General features: G+C 66.4%; 5 protein-coding genes. All 5 read right to left on the reverse strand.

Going from position 1 to position 22,462, the window contains the following annotated elements; all coding sequences use genetic code 11:
- Positions 1-5: 5 nt before the first annotated feature.
- The 5 genes from CHB73_RS12100 to CHB73_RS12120 are packed head-to-tail and all read right to left on the reverse strand — an operon-like array spanning position 6 to position 22,461.
- A complete protein-coding gene (locus tag CHB73_RS12100; protein WP_089274847.1) occupies positions 6-3,362 on the reverse strand; it encodes a non-ribosomal peptide synthetase in 3,357 nt (1,118 codons plus the stop codon).
- Positions 3,359-6,652, reverse strand: coding sequence for a non-ribosomal peptide synthetase (locus tag CHB73_RS12105; protein WP_089274848.1), 3,294 nt, complete (start codon positions 6,650-6,652; stop codon positions 3,359-3,361). Before CHB73_RS12105 ends, CHB73_RS12100 begins: the two co-directional genes overlap by 4 nt.
- A gap of 31 nt (positions 6,653-6,683) precedes the next feature.
- Positions 6,684-9,707: a type I polyketide synthase gene (locus tag CHB73_RS12110; protein ID WP_089274849.1), complete on the reverse strand. Its 3,024-nt coding sequence runs from the start codon at positions 9,705-9,707 to the stop codon at positions 6,684-6,686.
- A 30-nt stretch (positions 9,708-9,737) separates the two neighbouring features.
- On the reverse strand, positions 9,738-15,848 hold the full coding sequence (locus CHB73_RS12115; protein WP_089274850.1) for a condensation domain-containing protein: 6,111 nt from the start codon (positions 15,846-15,848) through the stop codon (positions 9,738-9,740).
- A gap of 1 nt (position 15,849) precedes the next feature.
- A complete protein-coding gene (locus CHB73_RS12120) occupies positions 15,850-22,461 on the reverse strand; it encodes a non-ribosomal peptide synthetase (RefSeq protein ID WP_179217024.1) in 6,612 nt (2,203 codons plus the stop codon).
- Position 22,462 lies beyond the last annotated feature (1 nt).

Here is a 22,462-nt window from a genome sequence, read left to right on the forward strand (position 1 = left end):
GGTTTTTATGCGATGTGCCGTGCGCTGCGGCGTTTTTGAGCGTGTTCCCGTTGCCGGGCACGGCGAGTAGCGGAAGGCCGCGGGCTCTGGCCCTTGACCCCGGTGCCAAGCCAGGCGGCCAGGCTTTCCACCGTGGGATTCTGGAACAGCACGGTCAGGGGGAAGCGCTTGTCCAGCCTGCGTTGCAGGTGTTCATGGACACTGACCACCAGCAGCGAGGTGCCGCCCACCTCAAAAAAGTTGTCCCGCACGCCGATGGCGTCCGTCTCAAGCGCCGCCCGCCATACGTCCAGAATGTCGGCCTCAACCGGGGTGGCCGGAGCGGTGGCCGCGGGCATGACCGGGGCCATGGGAAGCTCGCGGACGTTGATTTTGCCAGAGGGCGTGCGCGGCCAGGCCGCCACGGGGACGAACAGGTCCGGGACCATGGCCGACGGCAGCCTAGCGCCCACCCATGGGCGCAAGGTTTGGGCTAGTTGCGCGGAGTCTGGCGGCGCGCCTTTGGCGTGCGGAAGGATGTAGGCCACCAGGCGGTCGGCCCCGTCCGGCCCTGGCCTGGCCGCCGCCACGGCCTCCTTTACCGAGGGATGCCTGGCGAGCACGGCCGCGATGGCCTCCGGCTCCATGCGCACGCCCCGTATCTTGATTTGGCGGTCCTGGCGTCCGTGGTAGCGCAACAGGCCATCCTCACCGAGGGAGACCTGGTCGCCCATGCGGAACCACCTGCCTTCAGGAGTCTCAAGGCCGGGGATCTGTGGCGGCCGGAACATGGCCCCGCGCTCTTTTGCCGCCCCCAGGTAACCATGCCCTACGCAGGGGCCGCATACGTGGAGAACGCCGGTTTCACCCCTGGGCACGGGTCGCATGGCCTCGTCGAGGATCACCGCAGTTGTGCCGTCTATAGGTCTGCCGATGGGCACGGACGGGGCATCGTGCTCTGATGCCTCGTGCCAAGTGGCGTCCATGACCTCTGTGGACCCGTAGAGGTTGAAGACGCGCACGCCGGGCAGCGCCGCGTGGGTCTTGCGCACCAGCTTCGGGGGCAGCGGCTCGCCGCTGCTCAGGATGACCCGCAGCGTGGGGGCTGTGCTGCCCAGCCCCGGCCCAACCTCATGCATGGCGGAGAGCAGGGAGGGAACCAGCACCATGTGGGTTACCCGGTGCCCGCGCATGACGGCGAGCAGTCGGTCCATGTCGCGCGTCGGTTTCGGTCCGGGAAGGACCAGGGGCACCCCAGCGAGGACGGATCCGAATGTCTCCCACAGGAAGTCCACGAAGCAGGGGGAGGTCTTTTGGCAGGCCACGTCGCCCGTCTTCCAGGGCAGGGCCTGCCACATCCAGCACAGGCGGGTGTTCACGGCCTCGTGGGACAGCACAATGCCCTTGGGCCTGCCCGTGGAGCCGGAGGTGTACAGCAGGCAGGCCGGTGATTGCGGCAACGGAGCCGATGCCGGGATCGGGACCGAGCCGTGGGGCTGATCCGCTAAACAGACCGGGGTCTTCGCGTCCGTGGGGGGCCTGTGCGCCTCCCATAGGGCTGTATCGCTGATGATGCAGCAACAGTCGGAGTCCCCCACGATCCATTGATTCATGCTTGCCGGGTGGTCGGGGTTGAGCGGGAGCCAGGCGCAGCCCTGGCGCCACGCGGCCAGCATGGCGGCGATGAGCAGCGGACCAGGGTGCAGCAGGATGCCCACCGTGCCCCCCGGCGCAACGTCCATCTCGGTGAGGCGCGCGGCCATGCCTTCGGCTAGAAACATCAGGCCGTCCACGCTGATGTCTCTGGACGCGTCCCGGCCGCCGTTTTGGCCTGGCAGCAGGAGCGCGGCCGCGCTGCCCTTCGCCTTGCGCAGGCGTTCCAGGCGTTGCCAGGGGGGGAGAAACTCGTGACGCAGCCCGGTCCCGTGGAGGATCGAGGGGGTATCAGGCGCGGGAACATCGTGGATCGGCGTATGGGGCCTGAGGCTGAATACTTCGGCCATCTCCGCGATCATCCGGGCCATTTTGCGTGCCCGGAGCTCGTTGATGATGTCTGTGGCGTGGACGAGGTGGCAGCGCAGGCCATCTTGCTCGGGCCAGATGAACAGTTCCACGTCAATATGTGTGGTCGCCACGGGCGCCATGACCGAACGCAGGGAGAGACCGTCGGGGGCGATGTCCAGCGGCGGGGTGTTTTGGTAGGTGAACCCAGCCTGGTACAGCGGGTTGCGGTCCAGGCCCCGGCCCCTGTCCAGGGCGCCGACCACAAGCTGGAAGGGAAGGTCCGCGTGCTCCATGGACCGCAGCACGGTGTCCTGCAGCTGCGCCAGGCACTCGCAAAAGGGCGTGTTTCGGGTGCATTCGCTGCGGACCACGAGGTTGTTCAGGAAGAAGCCGATGATGCCTTCGGTGGCGGGGTGGTCGCGCCCGGCCAGGGAGCAGCCCACGTTGAAGTCTGTCTGGCCGGAGAAGCGCGAGAGCATGAGGTTGAAAACCGCCAGCCAGGCCATGAACGGCGTGGCCTTGTGCCGCCGGGCGACCAGCTCCATTCGCTGCGCCGTGCCCTGCGGGATGGTGAACTCCACCGCCCCGCCGGTGAAGCTCTGCACCTCCGGGCGCGGGGCGTCGGTCCACAGGCGCAGGTCCGGCGTGTCCCCAAGCTGGCGCGTCCACCAGGCCAGCTCCGTGTCCACGTAGTCGGGAGTCATGCGCCGACGCTGCCACTGGGCATACTGCTCGTATGTGGGGGTGGCGCGCGCTGAATGCGGGGCGCGGCCCCTGCGGATGCCGTCGTATGCTGTGAAGAGGTCTTTGTAGAAGATGCCCACGGACCAGCCGTCGAAGACAATGTGGTGGAAGGTCGCCAGCAGGCTGTGCAGTTCCTCGCCCCGGCGGATGAGCGTGCCGCGCAGGAGCGGGCCGCTGTCGAGGTCGAAGCCCGTGGTCGCCTCGCGACGGGCGGCCTCGTCCAGAAGCCGAAGCTGGTCCTCCGGGTCCATGGCGGCCATGTCCCGCGTGCGCAGGGCCAGGCGCTCTGACGGCAATGTGTCCACGGAGGGGCTGCCGTCGCCATCGGCGGGGAAGCGGCTGCGCAGGCAGCCATGCCGCGTGATGACCGTCTCCCATGCCTTTGCTAGGGCTTCCCGGTCCAGGCGGCCCGTGATCTCCAGATTGAAGGGAATGTTGTAGAACGGGTTCAGGGGCGAGAGCCTGTCCATGAACCAGAGCCGCTCCTGGGCGAAGGAGAGCAACGGCTGCGTCACCAGTTCGTCCTCCGGGCCGTAGGATGCTTGCGGGGCTGCATCCCGTTTTGCGGCGTTTTTGGCGAAGCGCAGCAATTCCTCCAGGGGCAGGGCGGCCAGGGCATTCTTGTCCATGCTCATGCCGCTTCCTCCTGGCGCCGTGTCCCGGCCAGCTGTTCGAGCAGGGCGTCCGCCAGTTCAGCGATGGTGGGCGCGGCGAAGAATCGCGCCAGGGGGGGGCGGATAAAGAGCCTGTCTTCGATGCGTGCCATGAGCTGCATGGCCATGAGGGAATTCCCTCCAAGTTCGAAGAAGTTGGACATGGCACCGGGTGCCGGGGACGGAAGCACCTCCTCCCACAGTTCCGCAAGCAGCAGTTCCATGGCGTTGGCCGGGGGGCGCTGTTCTTCCTGCATCTGTGCAGTACGGGAAAGGGGAGTAGCGGCCAGCGCCTTGCGATCCAACTTGCCGTTCGGAGTCAGGGGGAATTTGTCCACGACGAACAGGGCCTTGGGTTGCATCTGCACGGGCAGCCGCGAGAAAAGCCATGTCCGAACCCCTCGCGGGTTGATTCCTTTCGGACCGGGAAGCAGGAACGCTCCGAGCACTTCGGCACCGCGCCCCCCCACCGCGCACACCACCGCCCGCCGGATGTCCGGATGCCGGTGCAGTTCGTTTTCCACCTCGGCCGGATCCAGGCGGTAGCCGTTGATGTTGAGCTGGAAATCCTTGCGGCCCATTATTTCGATAAGTCCGTCGGGACGGTAGCGGCCCATGTCTCCGGTGCGGTAAAGCCGTTCCCCCGTGCGCGGATGGGCCACGAAGTTCAGCGCATCGAGCGTTGGGTCCGTGTTGCTGCTCATGCACAGGGGCGCGCCGCCGCAATACATCTCCCCGCAGACCCAGTCCGGAGCGTCCTGCAGCACTGGTGTCAGGATGTGGTAGCTGGCGTTGTCTATGGGCCTGCCGTAGGGAATGGTGTCCCATCCGTCCGGCGTGTCGGCGGTGTCGTGCATGATGTTCCATACGGTGGTTTCGGTTGGGCCGCCTATGGAGACGAGACGGGCCTTGGGCGCGGCGGCTCGAAGTCGCTGAATGATGCCCGGATCGAGCCAGTCTCCGCCCAGGATGGCCAAGCGCAAGTCCGGCAGGGAGGCCTCGCCACCCTTCTGTGCCAGCAGGCACTCCATGAGCATGGGCACACTGTTCCAGATGCTGACGCGCTCCGCGCGCACCATCCGCGCCCAGTGGGCCGTATCAAGCGCCCTGTCATGGTCCAGGCAGACCATGGCCGCCCCGGCGGCCATGGCCCCGAAGATGTCAAAGACCGAAAGGTCGTGGTGCAGGGCGGTAACGCCCAGAAATACGTCGTCCTCGTCAATGCGGAAGCGGCCATTGGTGTAGGCCACCATGTTGAGCAGCGCCTTGTGTCCCACTGTGACGCCCTTGGGCGCGCCCGTGGAGCCGGAGGTGAAGATCATGTACGCAGGGTCGCTTTGCACCGGTCCGCGCGGTGGGGGCAAGCTTTCGGCTGGAAGAAGCAGGTCGTCTACGGAGACGAAGGGCGTGGGGTCGCCGCCGCCTGTGTGCAGGAATGCGCCTTCGGCCAGCACCAGGCGGGGACGGCTGGCTGCCAGGACACTTTGGGTCCGCGCGGGCGGCGCGCCCGTATCCAGGGGCAGATAGGCCAGCCCGGCCGCCTGGATGCCAAGGACCGCCGCCACCTGCTTCCAACCGCGCCGGAGCAGCACGCCCGCCACAGGCGTCGGTCCGGGCCGCGGTGCGTCCGCGCCGGAATCGAGCGCCTGCCGGATGCGCGCGCCGATGGTCCGCGCGTGGCGCAACAGCGTTCCGTAAGAAATGCGCTCCACTCCGCTGATTACGGCGATCTTGCTCGGGAAACGCTCCGCTCTGGCCTCGAATAGCCCATAGACCGTGGTGTCGGGCAAAGCGAGCGGGGTGACGTTCTGCCTATCGCGAGCGCAGAGCTGCCGCGCAGGGATGCTGGCCGGATGCGTTGCGTTCCAGGCGTCTTCGTCGTCGGCGAACCATTTCAGGAGGCGGAGGTATTCGTCGAACATGTCGTTGGGGACACCGGCCGGGTATGCCCCCTGCTGGATGTCCCAGTTGACCCGCAGGCTGTCGTCCAGCAGGAAATACTGGCAGTCGAGCTGCACCTGGGGCGTCTCCCCTTTGGAGTTCGCCACTTCGCCGAAGGTCGCGATGGCCTGCTCCAGGTTTTTGCCGACGGCGCGCCTGTCGGGCATGGCCGTGAAAACCACCGGCATGGCTTGGAGGTCCAGGCCGCCCATGTCGCTGGCGCGCTCGCGCAGCAACCGCAGCCCTGAAACGCTGCCGTGCTCCAGATCCGTCCACATGCGCAACTGCAGGTGCTTTGCCCGCTCCAAGAATGTTGCGCCGGAGTCCAAGTCCACCTCCAGCAGGGTGAAGGAGGCGAATTCCCCCACCATGTCGGACACATCCGGGTGCCAGTCCAGGTTCCGGTTGAAGCGCGGGAAGTTTAGGGTGAAACGCCGCATCCCGCTCCACAGGCCGATGACTTCCCCGTAGAGCGCGCCCATGAAGGACGTGAGGGATAGGCCGTGGTGGGCGCACGATTTCTGGATGGCGGCGGTGTGCTCCCGCGACAGGGTTCGGGTGTGGGTGAAGAATCCGCGCGGCTCAGCACCGACGGCGCACTCGGACGGCGGGCGCGGCAGGGCCGGGGCCGGAGGGAGCGTCGCCAGCCGTTTTCGCCAGTAGGCCAGGTCGCGCTCGCTGTCCTTACTTTTGACGTGTTCCTCCACGGCCAGCACGTAATCGCGGAAGCGCAGCCGCAAGGGCGGCAGGGACGCCTCGGGATCACGGTATAGGGCGGCCAGATCCTCGATGACGATCTGGAAGCTGCGTCCGTCGAAGCACCACATGTCCCATTTGAAATGCAGACGGCCTTGCCCCGGCCCTCCGGTGCGGGAGAAACGCACCTGGCTTTGGGGCCAGCGCCGCAGGTCGGCCGTTGCTTCCTGCATACTCCGGGCTGTGTCCGCGAGACGCGCGGCCTGCTGTTCCGGGTCCAGGGCGCTAAAGTCCTCCTCGGGAACTTCCATGGATGGAACCGTCTCCAGAACGCGCTGCAGCCCTTCGTCGCAAATAACGCAACGTAGCATGTCGTGCCGCAGCACCAGCTTGTCCAGTGCCCTGGCGAGCCTGTTCAGGTCCAGTCCATGGCAGCGAAGCTCCAGGTAGAGCTGCATCCCGGTGCCGCCTGTGAGGCCGTTGCTGCGCCCGATCCAGTATGCCTGTTGCAGGTCTGTCAGGGGGAAGGGTTCGTATCTGCTGTCCTCGGGCCCTGGCCGCAGGCGCGGTTGCGTATTGCTATGGGGTATGGCCGCGTTGAGCTGGTCTTTGGAGAAGGTGAAGCGTCGTGCCATTGTGTCCTCGTATGCGGTTGTGCGGGGGGCTTCAGGACGCCGCAGCCCCGGCGGGCGCGGACTGCTCGCGTAGCCTGGCGTCCACAAGCCGCTCCAGGGCGTTCAGGGTGTTTGCCGTGCTGAATTCCGAGAGGCTGACAGTCGCCCCGGTTGTGGTCCGGATGGCCGTAAGAATGCGAATAGCGGCGATAGATGTGCCGCCAAGGGCGAAGAAGTTGTCGTCCTCGCCCAGTTCCTCTAGACCCAGCACCGATCCCCAGATTGCCGCCAATTTGTCCAGCAGCTGCGGTTCCCCGCTATCGTCGTCCGCGCCCGGCCAGGCCGGAGCTTCCGGATTGGCCGCCGGGATGCTTTCCAGCGTTGCCTCGGCCGGAACGGGCATGTCCAGCCAGTGGCTATCGCGGGTAAAGGGGTACAAAGGCAGCCGGAGTCTGCGGGCGGATGCGTCGGCCGGATTCAGGGCCACGCCCTGCACATGCAGTTCGATAAGTCCTTGGGCTGCCGCCTGACCCTCGTCTCCGCCCTGCACCCGCGCGGCGTCGAGCAAAGGCGTCCAGCTCCAGGCTCCGGCCTGGGCGGTCAGGGTTTGCGCGGCCGGGGCGGCGAGCACCGGCCGCGGCCCGATTTCGATGAAGGCGGCCGCACCGTTTTCCACGGCGTAAAGCAGGCCTTGCCGGAACAGGACGGGCCTCAGGGTGTGGCTTCTCCAGTATTCGGGCGTACAAAGCAGCGTGGTCTCGGCCTTGCCCGTCATGTTGGAGATCACCGGCAGTGCGGGCTCGTGGAATGTTGTACGCCGCAGCTCATCCAGGAACGCCTCGATCATGGGCTCCATGAGCGGCGAATGGAAGGCGTGGGACACGGCCAGCCGTGTGCAGCGGAGGCCCTGCCCGGAGAGCTGCCCGGCCAGGGCGGCCACGGCCTCCGGCGTGCCGGAGACCACGGTCTGCTCCGGGGAGTTGTGCGCGGCGATGACGGGGGCGGGCTGGCCGGGGACGCTTTGAACGGCCTCAAGCCAGGGGAGCAGCGCCTCGGGCGGCGCGGCCACGGCCATCATGCTTCCGCCGGGCAGCGCGGCCATGAGGCGTCCGCGCGCGCAGACCAGCCGCACGGCGTCCTCCAGCGAGAATACCCCTGCCGCGCAGGCGGCCGTGTATTCGCCCAGGCTGTGGCCCATAAACGCGTCCGGCCGCGCTCCGCGCTGGCGAAGCATGTCGTGCAGGGCGCAGCCGATGGACAGCAGCACGGGCTGGGCCAGGTCGGTGCGGCTCAGCTCCTCCGGGGTGGTTTCGGGCGAAAGCGCCCGCCCCACGAGATCCGTTCCGGCGTGCCGCTCCACCAGCCTGGCTGAACGCTCCAGGCTGGCGCGGAAGGTCTCGTCGCTGTTGCAGAGCGCGCGCACCATGCCCGGCGCCTGCGCACCCTGGCCGGAAAAGACCGCCACCAGGCTGCGGGTGCCTGTTTCCGCAGGCCGCATCGGCGGAGAAGCGGCGGCGCGGCGCAGCGACTGCACCAGCTCTTCACTGTTGCGGCCCCAGGCCCCGGCGCGCCAGGGCAGCGCCTTGCGGGTGCGCAGGCTCTGCACGGAAAGCCCGCGCAGGGGGTGTTCCGGCCGGGATTCAAGGTGTTCGGCCCAACGCGCGCACAGCGCTGCGAGCCCGTCGCGGCTGGCCGCGCTCAGGTAGAGGCTGTGGATGCCGGAATCCTTCCCGGATTCGAAGCCGTCGGGCTCGCGTGGCCATTGCTCCAGCACCGCGTGGCAGTTGGTTCCGCCGAAGCCGAAGGAGCTGAGGGCGGCGATGCGCGGGCCGCCGGATTCCCATTCGGCGCGCTCCCGAAGGATGCGGAAGGCGCTGCCCTCAAGGGACATTCCGGGGTTTGGCTCGTCATAGTTGATCTGCGGGACAAAGGTCTCGTGCTCAAGGCAGAGGATGACCTTGAGCAGGGCGAGCATTCCGGCCGCGGCTCCCAGGTGGCCGTAATTAGCCTTGGCCGAGCCCAGGATGCAAGGAGCCGTGCGCGCATCGTTCCGGAACACGGCGTCCAGGGCCGCGAACTCGATGGGGTCGCCCAAGATTGTGCCTGTGCCGTGGGCCTCCACAAGCTGCACCTCGCCGCTGCGCACCCCGGCCGCGCTCTGCGCCATGCGGATTACTGCCCGCTGGCCCTGAACGCTCGGGCTGGAGTAGCCGGGCCGGGCCGCGCCGTCGTTGTTCACCGCGCATCCGCGGATGACGGCGTGAATGGCGTCGCCATCGGCGATGGCGTCGCCCAAGCGCTTGAGCAGCACGGCGCCCGCGCCCTCTCCGCTGATGGTGCCCGAGGCCCTGGCGTCGAAAGGGCGGCAATGCCCGGTGGGCGAGAGGATGCTTTCCGGTTCCGCCAGGTAGCCCCATCCGCGTGGCGAACTGACGCTTGCGGCCACGGCCAGGGCAAGGTCGCAGCTGTGGTCCAGCAGGTTCTGACAGGCGGTGGCCACGGCCACTAGGCCGGTGGAGCAGGCGGTTTGCACGTTGACGCTGGGGCCGCACAGGCCCAGCTTGTAGGATATCCAGGTGCTCAGGAAGTCCTGCCCGTTGAACAGGGCGGGCTGCAGATAGGCCAGGCACTGGTTGGCAAAATAGTCCGGCCGCACGTTGCAGGGCCAGTAGAGGCTGAACTGCGCCCCTGCGAAGACCCCGGCTAGGCCGCAGTCCGGGCCGGGAACCACTCCCGCGTCCTCAAAAGCGTGCCATGAGGCTTCCAGCATGAGCCTGAGCTGCGGATCCATGCTGCGCGCCTCCGCCGGCGTGTATCCGAAAAAACCGGCGTCGAAGAAGTCCACCCCCCCCATTTGTGCGCTCATAGGCACGAAGCAGGGGTGATTTCTGAGACGTGCCGGACATCCCGCCACGCGCAGCGCTTCCGTGTCCAGGGACCGGACAACCTCCACTCCGTCGAGCAGGTTGCGCCAGAGCTGATCCAGGTCCTCGGCCTGGCTGAAGCGTCCGGCCATGCCAATGACCGCCACGGCGTTCGTGTACGCATCGGATTCCCATTTGCTGTGCATCGCCATGTGTTTCCTCCACCTGGGCTTGGCCGGGCGTTACTTGTCTGCAGCGGCGCGGGGCCGCTTTCGTTGCCGCGCCGCGCGCTGGGCTTCCGCCCGTCTTGCCGAAGCGCCGTCCCCGCCGTCGAGGTCCGGGGCGTCACGGTTGTCGCTGTGCGCGCTGCCGTCCACAGCGCGGGCCATCTCCCGTACGCTGGCGTGCTGGAATATTCCGGTGGCGCCGATGTCCACCCCAAAGGTCTTGAGCACCTTGGCCCTGAGCCGGGGAAGCAGCACCGAGCTGCCGCCGAGTTCGAAGAAGTTGCCTCTCACGTCCAGGTGCTCAAGCCCCAGCACCTCCTTCCAGACGGCCGCCATGCGGTTTTCCGTGGCCGAAAGGGAGCTGGAAGAATGGCGGGCCTCGATGTCGGCCTTGGCCAGCATCAGCCCGGCGGGCAGGTCCGGGCACAGGGGGTGCGTCAGGGGATAGCCGGGCTCCCGACGGATGCCTTCCAGGCGGATGCGTCGCGCCAAGCTCGCGCGTGTCCGCATATCCGCGGCGATGGCCGGATTGCTGTGATCCAGTCCTGCCAGGGCCAGGGCCGATCCTCGCTGTAGCAACGCAATCATGCTCACGAATCCCTGGCGCGGGGCGATGCTCAGGAAACCTCGCTGGGCAAGCACGCGGCGCTGCATGTGATCCTCCTCAGACCGGTTCTCCCGCATCCACAGGGTCCATGCAGCGCTGAGAAACGCCCCTGGATTGCGCGCGGCCCAATTGTGGATCAGGGCTTCCTTGAGTGCGCTGCACGCGCCGTATGTTCCGAAGCCCCGCTCACCCCAGCGGGAGAATACGGTGGAAAAGTTCAGGAAGGGGCCGCTGCCTCCGTGGGCTTCGAAGGAGCGTTTGAAGTTTTCCAAGGCGCGCCGGGTCTCCAGGGCGGCTTTGGCGAAAACGTCGAAACCGAGGTCCCCCATGTGGCTGGGGCTTGTGTCGGCGGCAAGGTGCAGCACTCCGGTCGGTTGGCATCCGAAGTGGCGGCATCCCCCCTCCATGGCCCGGTCAAGGGCCGCGCAGTCGACGAGGTCCGCCTGAACGTAGCGCACCCGGTCGGCCTTTGTCCCTGCGGTGAGCGCCTTGATCCTATCCTGGACATGGGCTTCTTCGGTGCGGCCGATGATCAGCAGGCGAGCCTCGGTGTAGGCGAGGACCTGGGGCAGCAGGGCTTGACCAACCGTGCCGAGGCCGCCGGTGCACACGCAGAAGCCGTCTGGCCGGAACGGTTTTTCCCATGCGCAGCCCGCTTTGGCGGGATCGTGGTTCAGGGGCGCAAGAGCCTGCGCCAAGCGTTGGCCGCCACGGAAGGCCACAACGGAACGGGCGGTGCTGGCGCAGAGATCCGCCGCCAAGGCCGCCGCAGTGCGCCGGAGGGCCTCTTTGTCGGACTCCGGCGTCCGGTCGATGTCTAGGTGCAGCACCCGGTGGTGAATGTTCTGGCGGCGATGTGCGGCAAGCAGGCCTGAAATCAGAGCAGCGCCGGGCGAACAAGGGCTGCTGCCCGCCTGCTTCACGGCAAGGCCCCGCACGGTCACAGCACATACCAGCGCGGGCTCGGGCAATTCCTTGCGCACAAGCAGTTTGAGAGCGTAGAATACAGGGCGAATCCCGGTTTCCAGCCACCGACCGAAGCGTTCGTCGTCGAGCCCACCGTTTTCTCGGCCATCCTGTTCTTCTGGCACCAGCAGTACGATGCCGGTCTGGCGCCCCGCCGTCCCCACCAGGTCGGCCCAGTGGTCGGCATTCGCAGGGTTGAGGTCGCGCCCCGCCCCGGAGGTGCGCCTGTGAACGACCTCGACCCCCAGGCTTTGCAAGGCTTCCTGCAAGGGCGCGCGAAGCGGCGTGTCCGGTCCGACCAGCACGAAGGACCAGCTTCTGAGGTCAATCTCCAGGCTTTTGTGCAGGGTTTCCGGTATCCAGGTCGGTGCGGCGAACCAATCCGGCATGGTGCGCTCGTTGGCCAGCAGCAGGTCCGCCTTGCGGCAGGCCCCGGCGAAGCCGCCTGCGAGGAACCGTTTCAAGAGGGCCGCGCGTTGGATTTTCCCCAGACCGGATTTTGGAATGTCGCTTCTGGACACAGGGATGACGTGCCGGGGCGTCACCCCGAAGCCAAGGGACAGCACGGACTGGATGCTCCGGATGAGCGCGGCCGTTTCTTCGGGGGTGTGCAGGTCTGTGGAGCAAAAGAGCAGTACCTCCTCCTGCCTGGTGGCGGAGTCGCGGCAGGCCAGTGCGGCAGTGAAGCCGGGGACAACGCCAGGCAGGGCCTCCACTGCTCCCTCAATTTCCACCTGAGAGAGGTTTTGCCCGCGAATGATGAGGATCTCCTTCTCGCGGCCGTAGAGAATGAGCTGATCGTTCACGATGAGGGCCAGGTCCCCGGTGCGGAACCAGCCGTCCGCGCTGAAGTCTTTGGCGTTCGCTGCGGGGTTGTCGTGGTAGGCGTCGATCACTGCGGCCCCGGCCACTTCAAGGGAGCCGATGCGGCCCTGCGGTACAACTTGGCCCCTGGCGTCGACGATGCGCATGGACATACCGGGCAGGGGCGTTCCCGCGTCCACTATGCTGGCGTGGACCTGTGCCTGGCCAGGGCGCCAGGGGGCGGCGATGGTGAAGAAGGACGAGGTCTCGGACATGCCCCAGGCGTTGGCCAACACGCCTCGGCGCAGGCCATGGGAGGCCAGCGCCTCCTCCAGGGCTGTAAAGGTTTTTTCCCTGGTGGGTTCGCCCCCGGAGAAAACGTGGGTCAGGCTGGAAAGGTCCCAAGCCCTGGGACGCTCCAGTCTCTCCACCGAGCTGCGTAGCTGCCGCCAGAGGAATTCCGGCGCCCAGGTCCGGGTGATGCGAAATTCTGTGGTCAAATCCAGGATGCGGCAAGGGTCGGCCAGGATGTGCTGCACAGGGCAGAATACCTGCCGGGCCTTGCGCAAGGTGCCCAAAAAACAGTGGGCGAAGAGCGAGGCCACATGGTCCAGCGATGTCATGGACAGCAGCGTTTCGTCTTCCAGGCGGCCCAGCCGCTGGGATTTGCCCATAAGCATGGCCGCGATGTTCCGGGCCGCCAGGGGCACGGCCTTGGGCTTGCCCGTGCTGCCGGAGGTGAAAGCCATGTAGATGAGCCCCTCCGGCCCTGCCGGGGACGGCTCGGCCTCGGTGTCGCTTTCCAGTTCCTCCACATGGAGCACAGCCCCTGCATTGCCCGGAAGCCGCTGACCGTGCGTGGTGACCAGGGCGGGCGAGCCCAGGGCCGTCATGATGTGCTCCAGCCGCTGCAAAACGGGTTCCGGAGCTTGTCCCTCCACCGGTGGGAGGAAAATTGTCAGGCGCAAGCCACCCAGCAGCGAGGCCCAAAACAGGGCAACGATGTCCGTCTGGTCGGGGCAGAAGACGATAAGGCCGTCTCCACAGACAAGCCCACTCATTCGCAAGCCTGCCAGCAGGCGTCTGGCCCTTTGCAACAGCACTTTACCGGTGATCCGCATGCGTTGGCCCGCATGACCAATGAAGATGTGCTCAGTGTGGGCCGCTTCCTCCATGGCCTGGACAAAGGAAAAAGCGCGCGGGTTGCCTTTCTGATCGCCGCCATGCACCAGCGACATCCCGGCGTGGTCGGCTGTGCTTTGGGGAGCAGGGCCTTCCTGCCCGGTGGCCTCGTACCGGGGGACCACGGCGCAGTGGCTTCCTTGGGCCGCCACATCCGTGTGGTGGACCAGGTGCGGCTTGTCGGCCGCAGGCACCAACGATGCTCCGGGGAGTGTAGCCAGCGCCATTTGCGAGAGAACGGGCAAGCGTGACAGTTCGCGGAAATCAGGTTCTCCGTCCAGCGTCAGCGGCATGGCGGTAAGCTCCACCCAATGGATCGGCATCACTGCATCGCCGTCATGCTCCGGGAGAGGGCCGGGCTCGCCCACGTGCCAGGCGATCAGTTCTTCGGTTTTGCGGTTGGGCACGCTGTTCGGGCCATGCGGCAAGCCAAGGGCCAGGTCCAGTCCCCCCAGCAGGGCGGAGAGGGCTCGTGCCCGTGCGTTGATATCCAGGCAACGGCCATGCAGCCATGCGAAGCGTGTCTCTGGTCCCGGCAGCGGCAGCTGAATGCGCCGACCGCCCTCCAGCCGGACGCGCAGACCGGGGAGAAGCTCGGTCAGTTCGCCCGCAGTCCCGTGGGGCGCTGGACCGCTGACCAGGGCCGGGACGAAGCGCTCCGTGCCCCGGAGTTCGGCCAGGGCCTGCACGGTGACGAGGATGCGCCGCTGGCTGTGGCCCGGATGTTCTAGCAGCAGGCTTGCGTCGACGCCACTTTCCTGCAGCAGCTTCAGCGCGGGGGCGTGCGGCAGCACATTCAAAAAGCATAGCCGCGCGCCTTTGAGTCGTCCGCTGCTTAGGGGCTCCACCATGTCCAGGGGATGCAGGGTGGTGAAGACCACTGCACAGCGGGGGGCCAGGTCTTGCGGCAGGGTTTCCGCCCATCGGCAGTCCGCGCCGCATTCCTGCGCCGCTGTCGCGGTTCCGCTGGCCAGGGGCGAGGTCCGGACATTGAGGAAGAGCGCGGTGTCGCCTGGGCGCAGCACGGGCAGAAAGTCGTCGGCCCGTTCGGCGTAATCCGCAGCAGAAACATTAGCGCCAAGGTCCAGATTATCCGGCGTGGATTCCAGGCCGCTCGGCAGGGCTAGGCAGACGGAACGGAACAGGGAGGCCAAACCCGCCACGGTTTGCTCGCGAAAGAGCGCCGCATCGAACTCAAGCATGCCCTCCAGTCCGTCGCCCGCGTCCCAGAGCGTCAGGGCTAGATCGCTGTCTGCCCCGGCCAGGGGCAGGGGCACCGGGCGCAGTGGCAGACCGGCAATATCCAGGCTGTTGTAGGAAAAGAAAATCTGGCTGAGGGGTTGCCAGCTTCGCGTTCCCGGCACGGACTCCAGCAGCCGGGAAAAAGGTGTTTCCTGGTTGGCCAGCGCCTCCATCAGGCTACGGCGGCCTTCGTCTATGGCCGCGGCCACGGAGTGTTTCGCATTGAGCCGCACATGGAGCGGGACCTTGTTTGCAAAGCAGCCCACCACATGCTCAAGATCGGTTCTGGTCTGGCGGTTGGCCGTGGGCACGGCGATGACGGGCTGGGCGTCCCGGCCAAAGCGGAACAGAGCCAGGCGGAAAGCCGTGTGCAGCATCACGAACAGGCTCGCGCCGGTTTGCTGGGCCGCAGCCCTGAGTCCCACTACCACGGTTCCCGGCAGGGTCATGGAAAGCCTGCCCGTGGCGCGTTTGCGCACGGGCGGCCGCGCAAAGTCGGTGGGAAGCGCATGGAGCCGGGGCATGGCCTTGATCCTGGGGCGCCAAAAGGCGGATTGTCGTTCCTCAAGGAGGGGTAGCACTTCCTCGCGCATCCAGACGGCATAGTCCTGGAACTGGAAGGGCGGATCCTCCGGGGATTCAGCGGCCATGTCTTCTTGGTCGAGCAGCGCGCACAGCTCGTGAAGCAGAATATGCACGGACCAGCCGTCGGCGACCAGGTGGTGCAGGCCCAAGACCATGTGCTGCTTCCCAGGGCCGAGCACCAGTGCGACCCGGAGGGGAGCTTGGCGCTCCAGGTCGAAGGGCGTCTCCCGGAAACTCTTGGCCACAGCCAGTCTGTCCCGAAGGAATTCCTCCGAGGAGGCAGCCACCACGACCCGGATCTTCACGTTGTCGTGCGGTGCCGGAATCTGCTCCGGATCGCCGGATGCCCCTGGGCGAAAACGCATTCGCAGAGCGTCGTGGCGGGCCACGAGGATGTTCCAGGCCGCCTCCAGGCGCACGACGGAGACAGAGCGCTCCAAGGCGAAGCAGCCCACCATGTGGAGCATGGACATGTCCGGCGCTTCGCCCGACTGGGCCGCCCAGAGGAATTCCTGACAGGGGGAAAGCGGCGATGCGACGCCCTTTGGGCGGGACGGTGGCGGGGGCGGGGGCGCGGCGTCGCGCAGCAACTGCAGCAGCTGGTCCCGGGAGGCGCGGATGGCTCTGCGCAGGGCCTCATCCAAGGTTCCGGCGGGAGAGTCCGCAGTGAGTTTTCCCCCGTTGGCGGAAAGCACGATGCCTTTCTCGTGGCAGAGCTGCAAGACTTCGAGCGCAGTCATATCAGAATTCCTCCCTGTCCCTGTCTTCGGTCCCTGCTCCCATGGCGGTTCGCTGAATTACGGTCAGCATGTCGACGGCTGCGGCGAGGTCTGAAAGGATGGGCAGTTGGAACACCTGTCCGGTCTGGATGTTGATGCGGAATTCTTCGCGAATGCTGGCGGCCAGGCGGGCCGCCAGCAGGGAATGACCGCCCGAAGCGAAGAAATCTGCCCTGGCCGAGGCGGGGGGGGAACCAAGCAATTTTTCCCAGATAAGGGCCAGTCGTCTGCCCGTCCGGCCCTTGATGGTTTGCGCTTCACTGGGCTCCGGGTGGGAGGCGGCCGTAGACCGGAGGGCCGCCACGTCCACCTTGCCGCTGGCAGTGAGTGGGAACGTGTCCAGCGCCAGAAAGACCGAGGGGATCATGGCCGTGGGGAGCAGCGGGAGCAGGGCCGCGCGGATGGTTTCGGCGCTTGGGGCTGCGCCGGGTCTTGGCCTGAGCGCCGCCGCCAGCACCACGTCGCCATCCTTGTCGAGGCTGAATACCAAGGCGGCCTGCACGTCGGGCAGTCGGCAGAGCGCGCTCTCCACATCGGCAGGCTCCACCCGCTGGCCACGTATCTTGATTTGCCTGTCTTTCCTCCCGAGAAAGATCAGTTCGCCTTCGTGGCTCCATACCCCGAGGTCCCCGGTGGCGAAGCCAGGGCCGTCTTCTGAGCGGAAGAAGCCGCCATCCTCACTGTCAAGGTAGCCCAAGGCCGTGGCTGCCCCGCGCACGCATATCTCTCCCGGAACGCCAGGGGGAAGCTGCCTACGCGCGGAGTCACGGATGACGACCGTGGTGTTGGCGATGGGTTTTCCGATGGGCACCGGGCCGTTGTGCAGGGGCTCTAGCATGTGCCAGGCTGCGTCGGCGGTCAGCTCAGTGGAGCCGTACAGGTTGTGGAGACAGACGCGAGGCAGCGCGTCCAAGCAACGCCGGGCCAAGCTGCGGGAGAGTTCCTCCCCGCTGCATGTAAGGTGCGCGAGGCGAGAAAGGTCGCGGGGTGAGCGCTCTTGGACATTGAGCAGGGCGTGCAACATGGTGGGGACCACGGTGAGCCGTGTCACGCCCCGGTGCGCAATTACGTCGAGCAGAAGCTCGGGATCGGAGGCCTCCGCATGTGTGCACACGTACAAGTCGCCGCCATGCAGCAGGGGGCACAGGTATTCGCACAGGCTGTCCACGAAGGACGGGGAAGTCTTGGCGCACCAAAGCTCCCTGGATTCCCTGGGGATGGCGTCCCACAGCCACTGGACACGGTTGAGAAGGTTCGCGTGGGACAGGGACACGACCTTCGGGGTGCCAGTGGAGCCGGAGGTGAAGAAGTGGCAGGCAGGGGTATCCCCCGTGTTGGCTTCAAATCCAACGGAGATCCCGGCATGGACGAAGGTGGGATGGTCGTGGATATCCTCCAGGGCGATGGCGCGCGGGCCGTCGGCGCCCCATATGCCGGAGTGCTGCTGCTCGGTGAGGATGAGCCTGGGATGAACCGCCTGGACTTGGCCGCGCAAGCGCTCGGCCGGAAGGGTGGCCGCCAGGGGAAAGAATGCCGCGCCGCAGCCCCAGCAGGCCAGCATGGCCCTGGCCATGTCTATGCCGGGGGAAAGGTGCAGGCCCAGTGCGTCGCCGGGCCGAACCCCGGCCTGTTTGAGGAATCCGGCTAGACGCCGCACGTCGTGCTCCAACTCCGCGTAGGTCGGTGCCTTCGGACCGAGCAGGCTGCTACCGGTAACGGGCTGGTGGTCGGGCGCTTTCTTTACTGCGGCGGAAAACGGTTCCAGCAGGTCGCGCGTGAACGCATGGTGCACATGTGTGTCGTTCCAGGCGCAGAGAGACACGCTGTCGCGCCTGGTCTGGATTGACAGATCCCGCAGCAGGATTGTCGGAGTCACGACCGCCTGCTCGGCCACGAAGCGCAGGCGGCGCAGCAGCGCGCCTACACCTTCGGTGCTGTGGCGGGCCCTATCGAAGGTGGCGCTCAGCAGCAGGCCACCGCCCTGGAGCGCCAGAAGTGAGACTTCCAACTCAAGCGCAGTGGCGTGCTGCATGCCCGGCAGAAGCCGCAGGCGCGTTGGTCCGGCCTCGAAGGTCCGGCAGGGGGAATTGTCCTGGCTGAAGGCGATGCGGAACAGCGGGTGCCCATCGGCCTCCCTGGCGGGCGAAACGGCACGCACCACAGCATCGAAGGGGACCACGCAGCCTTCCTGGGTTTGGGCGAAGGCCTGGCCGTTGGCCGTGAGCATGGCAAGCACTGAGACGTCCTGGTTGAACTCCAGCACCAATGGAGTGGGGTTGACCATCATGCCCATGACGTCTTCCAGTCCGAGCTGCGCGCGCGTGGAAGCGTAGGTCCCGATTTGTGCGCGGGCGGCGTCTGTGTGGCGGGCCAGCACTAGGCCGAAAAGGCTGTTCCATGCGGAGAATACCGTGACCCCGGCCTTGGCCGCTAGGGCCGCCACGGAAGATGCCAGTTCCCTGGGGATGTGCGCTATGGTGCTGCCGTGGCCTGGTGTGGGGGGCGATCCGGTGTGGATGGCATCGGGCCACAGCCGGGTGGGCGTGCCGCCACCCGGAAACAGCCGCCGGAATACCTGCAGGCGTTCCTCCATGGCCCGCCGCGTTTCGGGTTGGCGTTCCCACAGTGCCAGATGGGCCTGGGTGCTGTCCGGTTTTGAGAGTGGCGTGCCCGCAAGCGCTGCGGTCAAGTCGTTCATGAACAGCCCCAAGGACCAGCCGTCGAACACCGCGTGATGAAAGGCCAACAACAGCCGGGACTCGTCGTTGCCCAGCAGGACGAGGGAGGCTCTGGCCAGGGGGGGCGCACCCATGTCGATGGGGTCCAGAGCATTGCTTTGGCGAAGTCTTTCCAGCACTGCGCTGGCAGTATCCGGCTGGTCTTGGCGCAGGTCCGTGACGGTGAGGCGGATGTGAGGGTCGCTGGACACGCGTTGAACAAGCTCTCCGTCCCGGACGGCGAAGGATGTGGCCAGCGCCGCGTGGCGGGCGGCAACGGCGTTCAGCGCCGCCTGCATGGCCTCCGGATTCGGCGCGCCGACGACCTGGATGGTGAAGTGCAGGATATGGTGGACATTTTCGGCGCGGGTCTGGGCTTCGAACCAGAGACGCTGCTGGGCGTGTGTGGCTGGGGCCTCGGCTTTGCCCCGCCCTTTCGGGACGACCGGGAAGCGCGCGGCCAGGGACGCGCCCAGGCTGTGCGTATCCATGGCCTGAGCCAAACTGCGGACGGTGGGGTTGGAGAAGATTGAGGACACCTGCATTCCTGGGTGCGTTTTTGCCAGCAGCGCTACGTAAAGCCTGATAGCCGCGATGGAGTCGCCTCCCAGCTCGAAGAAGTTTTGGTCCATGTGCGCGGGGGGCTGCTGCAGGATTTCCCCCCAGGCCTTTGCCACGGCGCGTTGAGTCGTGGTTTGCGGCTGTGCGCCTGCTCCCGGAGCCTTTGTCGCGTCATCGGGCGGGGGCCAGGCTGCAATGGACAGCCTGTCGATCTTGTTGTTTTTGTTGAGCGGGAAGCTGCGAACCAGACCGATGAAGCGCGGCAGCATGTGCCGGGGCAGTCGCTCTCGCAGGTGGTCCTTGAGCTCCGCCTCCTCTGGTAGCGGCAGGTCTGGCCGCGGGCAGGAACACCATGCGCAGAGAAAGTCGTTGCCCCCGCCGCCGTGGACGCAGGCCACGGCCTGGCCCACCAGGGGATGCGCGCCCAAGACCGCCTCAATCTCTCCGAGTTCGATGCGGTAGCCGTTGAGGTTGATTTGCTGGTCTCTGCGGCCAATGAACTCGATGTGACCCTTGGGCATGAAGCGGCCCATGTCCCCTGTGCGGAACATGGGGGCTCCAGTCTGTGGATGCCGCAGATAGGCCCTGCGTGTTTTTTCCTCATCGTTGAGGTAGCCTGCGGTTATGCCCGCGCCAGAGCAAAAGAGCTCGCCCGGTACCAGCTCCGGGCAGTCCTTTTTGTGGCTGTCCCATATGTGGTACGTGACATTCTGTATCGGGAGACCGTATGGGATGCTTCGCCAGCGCGGATCGTGGCGAATGACGGGGTGGAGGATGTTCCAGCCTGTGGTTTCCGTGGGACCGCCACTGGAGACGACCGTGCAGCCAGGGGCGAAATCGGCCAGGCGGGGCGGGGTGTCCGTGGGTATCCAGTCTCCTCCGAGCAAGGCCCAGCGCAGACGCGTCTGGGGGGCTTCCCCGGCGTGGGAGTCCAGATAGTCGAGAAGCATGGTCATCATTGCCGGAACCGTGTTCCAGATCGTGATGCCGCGCCCGGTCAGGAGCTCAAGCCAATGGCCCGGATCGCGAAGCAAACCCGGATCCGGGAAGACCGTGGTGAACCCCGCCAGCATTCCGCCCACGATGTCGAACAGGGCTAGGTCGTGATGCAGGGGGGAAAGGGACAGCGCCGCGTCGCTCTGGCCCAGCGCAAGGCGGGAGCATGTGTCCTGCACCATGTTCAGGATGCCGCGCATGGGGACCATGACGCCCTTGGGCATTCCCGTTGAGCCGGAGGTGTAGATGAGGCAGTAAAGGTCTGGGGAAAGGGTTACCGTGTTCGGCCCAAGGCGCTGCGGCCTCTTGCCTCGCTTCCGGGCGATAAGGTTCAGGGCCAGCGCGCCTGCGGGTTCCGGCCGGAAGGCCGCGCTGCCGTCTGTGAGCAGCAGCCTGGCCCCGCAATCACGGAGAATTGCTTCGGCCCTGGCTTGCGGCAGGGTGTGGTCCATGGGAACGATGACGCCTTCCGCCCCGTGGACCGCCATGCTGGCTACGGCCTGCATCCGTCCCTTGGACAGAGCCAAAGCCACGGGTTCTCCCGGCCTGACGCCCAGTTCCAAAATCCGGTTCTGCCAGAACATCGCTTGGTCCCTGTAGTCGCGCCAAGTGAGCTCGCCGTCCCTGTCGGCCAGGGCCACGCGGTCCGGCGTGCGTGCGGCGCGACGCTCCAGCCATTCGCGGGGGAGCGTGGGATCAACGGCTGCGGCCGGTCCTGTGAGGGCCGCCCTGCGAGCTGCCTCGTCCCGCGGCAGCGGGATGGGCGAGTTCGCCTCCCAGGCCTTAGGCCCGTCCGCCAGACCGCCAATGAGATCCACGTAGGCCGCGAACATCTTTTCCGGCAGCCCGACTGGGAACATGGATTCCTCCACGTCCCAGAATAGGCGCAAGCCGTTGTCGACAACGGCGTATTGGCTGTCTATCCACACCTGCGGGGTCTGCGTCAGGCTGCGCCGAACTTGGCCCAGTCCTTCCAAGGCGCTTACCCAGGAACCCGCGTGTGGGCCGTCAGCCTCGGGCTCACTGGTGAACACGTAGGGGACCAGGGCCTCCGGACCTGCTCCCAGCTCCTTGCGCCATTGGCGCAGCACTGCGACTCCAGAAATGTGGCCGTGGCGCAGATCCTCCCAAACCTGCCGCTGGACGGTGCGGGCATGGCTCGCGAAGGCAACGGGCTCGCGCCGGTCCACCTCCATGAGGGAAAAGCTGGCGAACTCACCGGCAACATTGTTGATGTGCGGGTGCACGGGGAGACGGTTCCAGCGCGGGACATTGATGGTGAAGTGCTTGTGTTCTGACCACTTGGCGAGGGTTTCGGCGTAGCAGGCCAGCAGCAGGCTAGCCACGGTCAATTCGTGCGTGCGCGCCTGGGCCTGCAGGGCCTTCCACCGAACCGACGAGAGCGCCGCGGACATGCGCCGGAACCGTGGTGGAGCACTGACCGACCTGGTTACCAGAGGCAGGCGCGGGGCAGGGGGAAGCGTGCGGATGCGATTCTTCCAGTAGACCCAGGATTCCTCGTACTGGGGCGTTGCGCGCAGGGTCTCCAGGTAGAGCACATAGTCACGGAAGGCGATCTCCGGGGCCTGTCCAAGGGGCTCGCCCCTGTAGAGGGCGGCCAGGTCGTGGAAGATGATTTGCAGACTTCTTCCGTCCAGGGCCCAGCAGTCCAGGCTGCCCATAACCAGCGCATCGCCGCTGCGGTGGAAGGTCTCGAAGGCGAACTGCGGCCAAGCGCCCAGGTCGTAGCACTTCTGCGACAGGGACACACGCGCTGCCTCTTGCTGCGCCTCCCAGTCCCGCTCTCTGCCTAGCCGGTAGTCATGCTGCCTGATTTCCGGATCGGGCGTACCTTCAAGCACCACCTGCCGTCCATCGGGGAGCACCACGGCCCGGAGCATGTCGTGCCGCCGTACCAGGGCTGCCCAGGCTGTGCGGAAGCGTTCCGTATCGAAGTCGCGGCACTGCAGTTCGAAGTAGATGTGAATGCCGACGCTGCCTGAGTCCTGTTCATCGCCTCTGCCGAGCCAGTAAGCCTCCTGGTTTTCCGTAAGGGGGAAGGGCAGGAGTCTGTCTTCAGGGACCGACTTAAGGCGGGGCATGTCCGGCGCGGCAGCCATGCGCAGCAGGAGCGCGAGTAACCGAGGCTTGGCTGCGGCGATGCGTTTTGTGATCTCTGGGGTGAGGACGCCGGGCCGCGCCCTGCAGACAAGTCCGTTTGCGCCGGGCTGAAGCAGCACGCCGCGCTGCCGCAGCTCATCCAGAAACAGGAGGTCGCCGTGAAGGTCCGGGGTGTTCATT

Origin of the sequence: Humidesulfovibrio mexicanus (assembly GCF_900188225.1) — a bacterium.
Lineage (GTDB): Bacteria > Desulfobacterota > Desulfovibrionia > Desulfovibrionales > Desulfovibrionaceae > Humidesulfovibrio > Humidesulfovibrio mexicanus.

Excerpts from the sequence above, each read along its gene's own strand:
- CHB73_RS12110 (WP_089274849.1), bottom strand. The coding sequence starts at position 9,707 with ATGGCGATGCACAGCAAATGGGAATCCGATGCGTACACGAACGCCGTG.
- CHB73_RS12115 (WP_089274850.1), bottom strand. The coding sequence starts at position 15,848 with ATGACTGCGCTCGAAGTCTTGCAGCTCTGCCACGAGAAAGGCATCGTG.
- CHB73_RS12105 (WP_089274848.1), bottom strand. The coding sequence starts at position 6,652 with ATGGCACGACGCTTCACCTTCTCCAAAGACCAGCTCAACGCGGCCATA.
- CHB73_RS12100 (WP_089274847.1), bottom strand. The coding sequence starts at position 3,362 with ATGAGCATGGACAAGAATGCCCTGGCCGCCCTGCCCCTGGAGGAATTG.
- CHB73_RS12120 (WP_179217024.1), bottom strand. The coding sequence starts at position 22,461 with ATGAACACCCCGGACCTTCACGGCGACCTCCTGTTTCTGGATGAGCTG.